The 3,176-nt window shown below is 45.7% G+C and carries 2 protein-coding genes; both read right to left on the minus strand.

Annotated elements, in window-relative coordinates; all coding sequences use genetic code 11:
• Nucleotides 1–120: 120 nt before the first annotated feature.
• The gene (locus AC3A14_RS16680; protein ID WP_318733326.1) at nucleotides 121–711 is read right to left on the minus strand and encodes a hypothetical protein; all 591 of its coding nucleotides are present in this window, start codon (nucleotides 709–711) and stop codon (nucleotides 121–123) included.
• A 370-nt stretch (nucleotides 712–1,081) separates the two neighbouring features.
• Entirely contained in the window at nucleotides 1,082–2,947 is a 1,866-nt protein-coding gene (gene ftsH, locus AC3A14_RS16685; protein ID WP_318733325.1) for an ATP-dependent zinc metalloprotease FtsH, read from the minus strand.
• Nucleotides 2,948–3,176: the final 229 nt, after the last annotated feature.

Raw genomic sequence — 3,176 nt, forward strand, 5'->3', positions numbered from 1 at the left:
CGCAATGACTTATCTCAATGATACTGTACTCCGTTACAGCGCAAAGCGCTGTATCAGTTAAAAATTAAAAAGGGGTTTAAGCCCCTTATTGAGTGAAGTATCATCAAGAAATTGTTTTAATTAAAGTGTCCCAACAAAGAAATCAACGGTTTTTTGATTCACCCATCCATGGCGAACGGCTATTTCTCCAAATCTCAGTCCAGTTTGCAATTGATCGGTGAGGATGGTTTTAATTTGTTCGTCATCTAAAATGCCTGCACCTTTAAGGGATTGTCCTAGGGGTTGTTGGTAAGCCTGGAATTGGTAGAGTCGTTCCGCGAAAAAGTCGGCGGTTTCCGATTTGATCCATCCCCACATGGCTGAAATTTCCCCGAAGCGCAAATAGCGATGATCTTGTTGGTAGGCTAAGATGGCTTGGACTTGATTTTGGGTGAGGAGTCCGGCTTCTTCGAGGACTTGTCCAATGGGTTTCGAGGGATGCACTTTTTCCTGGGGTTCTATCCGTTCTTCTACAAGAGAATAACTGGTATTTAAGCTAGAAGTGTTGTCAATTTCATTGCCAATCCACAAGGGCCAAAATAGGACAATCCATCCTCGGCTTTGAAAATTATTTGGATTATTAGTGTGTTGATTTTTGCGTGCGCTAGTATAGCAAACTGCCCCTGAAAACACATAGGAGATCAGGGCATAAGCCATGAGGAATGTACTCATTTATTTTTCTTTGAAGAAAGTTTAATGCCGATCTGTTAAGGGTCATGATACCGCAATTTTGCGGAATAGAGTATAGTAAGTTTACGGGTTGTTCTATAGATACGAGATGAAGATTAAGTTGATTTACGGTTTTTTGAGGGGTTTTGGTTTAATAATTATGACTAATATTATGCCTGAGTAATCGGTTTCACTATGTATACTGCATTGCCACTCCTACATTGTTCCGGTAGAACATTCTCTACTCCCTATTCCCTATTCCCTATAGCCAATTAACCAGACTTGTTATAACTACGGCGATCGTAGAGACAAGGTACGCCTTGTCTCTACGATCGCCCTACGATTTCTCTTGAAGCTTGTCATCCATCAATATCTAGGATGGAGAGGAGATAGGACTGACGCGATCCAACCACACTTGCAGTTGTTCGCCTTCTAATACTTCGGTTTCTAACAGTTCTTGGGTCATTTGTTCCATCAGTTCTTGATTGTGGGACAAAATGCTAAAGGCTTTTTCATATCCTTGCTCGACAATTTCTTTGACTTCGCGATCGATGGTTTGGGCAGTGTCGTCGCTCATCAGGCGGCGAGTGTTGCCACTACCATTACCGAGGAAGTTTCCAGATGAAAGTTTTTGATAGGCTAAGGGGCCTAAGACTTTACTCATGCCGTAGGTGGTGACCATTTGTTCGGCTAAGTTTGTGGCTCGTTGCAAGTCGTCGGAGGCTCCGGTGGAAATGGTGTTAAAGATGAGTTCTTCGGCAGCGCGTCCGCCGAGTAACATGGCAATTTGATCGCGCAGTTCCCATTCTTCCATCAGGAAGCGGTCTTCAGTGGGCAATTTGAGGGTGTAGCCGAGGGCAGATAGACCCCGGGGAACGATGGAGATTTTGGCAACTTTGCTGCCTCCCGGCATTAAGGCTCCTACTAAGGCATGGCCGACTTCGTGATAAGCGACTCGTTTTTTCTCGCGATCGCTCAATACGCGGCTCTTTTTCTCTAGTCCGGCGATCACGCGCTCGATCGCCTCTTTAAAATCAGCTTGGGATACGGTTTCTCGGTTGTTGCGAGCCGCGAGCAATGCCGCTTCGTTGACTAGGTTGGCGAGGTCTGCTCCAGCAAATCCAGGGGTTTGGGTGGCGATCGCCCTCAAATCAATATCGTCTCCGAGTTTAACTTTCATAGCATAAATCTCTAATATTGTCAATCTCCCTGCTAAATCCGGTCGGTCTACCAGCACTTGGCGATCGAAGCGTCCGGGACGCAACAGGGCAGCATCCAAGGCTTCTGGGCGGTTCGTTGCCGCTAAAACAATCACTGTGGCATCACCGACTCCAAACCCATCCATTTCCGTCAAAAGCTGGTTTAGAGTTTGCTCCCGTTCATCATTCGAGCCACTTTGCCCCGCGCCACTGCTACGGGATTTACCAATGGCATCTAACTCATCGATAAAGATAATACAGGGTGCTTTCTTTTTCGCTTGTTCAAATAAATCCCGGACTCGTGCAGCTCCCGTGCCCACAAATAGTTCCACAAACTCCGAAGCTGAGATGCTGAAAAAGGAAACATTAGCTTCTCCAGCGACGGCTTTAGCTAAAAGAGTTTTTCCGGTTCCTGGAGGACCGACTAATAGCACACCTTTGGGAATTCTCGCACCAATTTTTTTGAAGCGATCGGGACTTTTGAGAAACTCCACAATTTCTGCTAACTCAACTTTGGCTTCTTCTACTCCAGCCACATCCACAAAGGTTATTTTTTCCGATTTTCCCTCCACATAAACCTTTGCTTTACTCTTACTAATCGCTAGAGATTGAGAATTCCCCCGATTAAGGAAAAACTGAAACGCGACAACCAAAATAATCGGCGGAATAACCCAATTGAGGAGGACAGCAAACCAGGTATTCGTTGGCGGTGGGGCGGCTTGAAACAGAACTCCATTTGCTTCTAATCGCTGGACTAATTCGGGGTCAAATACGGGAGTTGTCGAGAGTAGGGGACCGAGTTCTTCTGAACCATTTTCTGATTTCAGGCGATAGCGGATTTCGTTTGACCCAATTTGCACACCAGAAATCTGATTATTCTTGACTTGAGATAAAAATTCACTGTAGGGAATGGTGGGCAGTTTTGGCCGTGTAAATTGAGGGAGAATATAGTTGACTGCTACAATTACCCCAGCCACACCGACTAAAATCCAACCCATCTGTTGAGGTCGAGGGAGTTGGGGCTTTTTCTTAATACTCATAGATGATGAACTCCATGCGGGGGGATAGGGGGATGGGGAGATAGGGGGATAGCGAAGAGTCCATGAATTACTCATTCCCGACTCCCGAATCTTGATAGAAGAGTTGCCATTCTCCTTGAACTTGGCCAAATTGAATTTGGGGGTCTAGGGGAGAATAGACATAGCGATTATAAATATAACCGGCTTCTCCACTGGGTAACCAGATGGGTGTCCATCCATCGAGGGGACT

Source organism: Roseofilum sp., from assembly GCF_982964205.1.

Coding starts and splice junctions, on each gene's coding strand:
- AC3A14_RS16680 (WP_318733326.1), bottom strand. CDS start 711: ATGAGTACATTCCTCATGGCTTATGCCCTGATCTCCTATGTGTTTTCA.
- ftsH (WP_318733325.1), bottom strand. CDS start 2,947: ATGAGTATTAAGAAAAAGCCCCAACTCCCTCGACCTCAACAGATGGGT.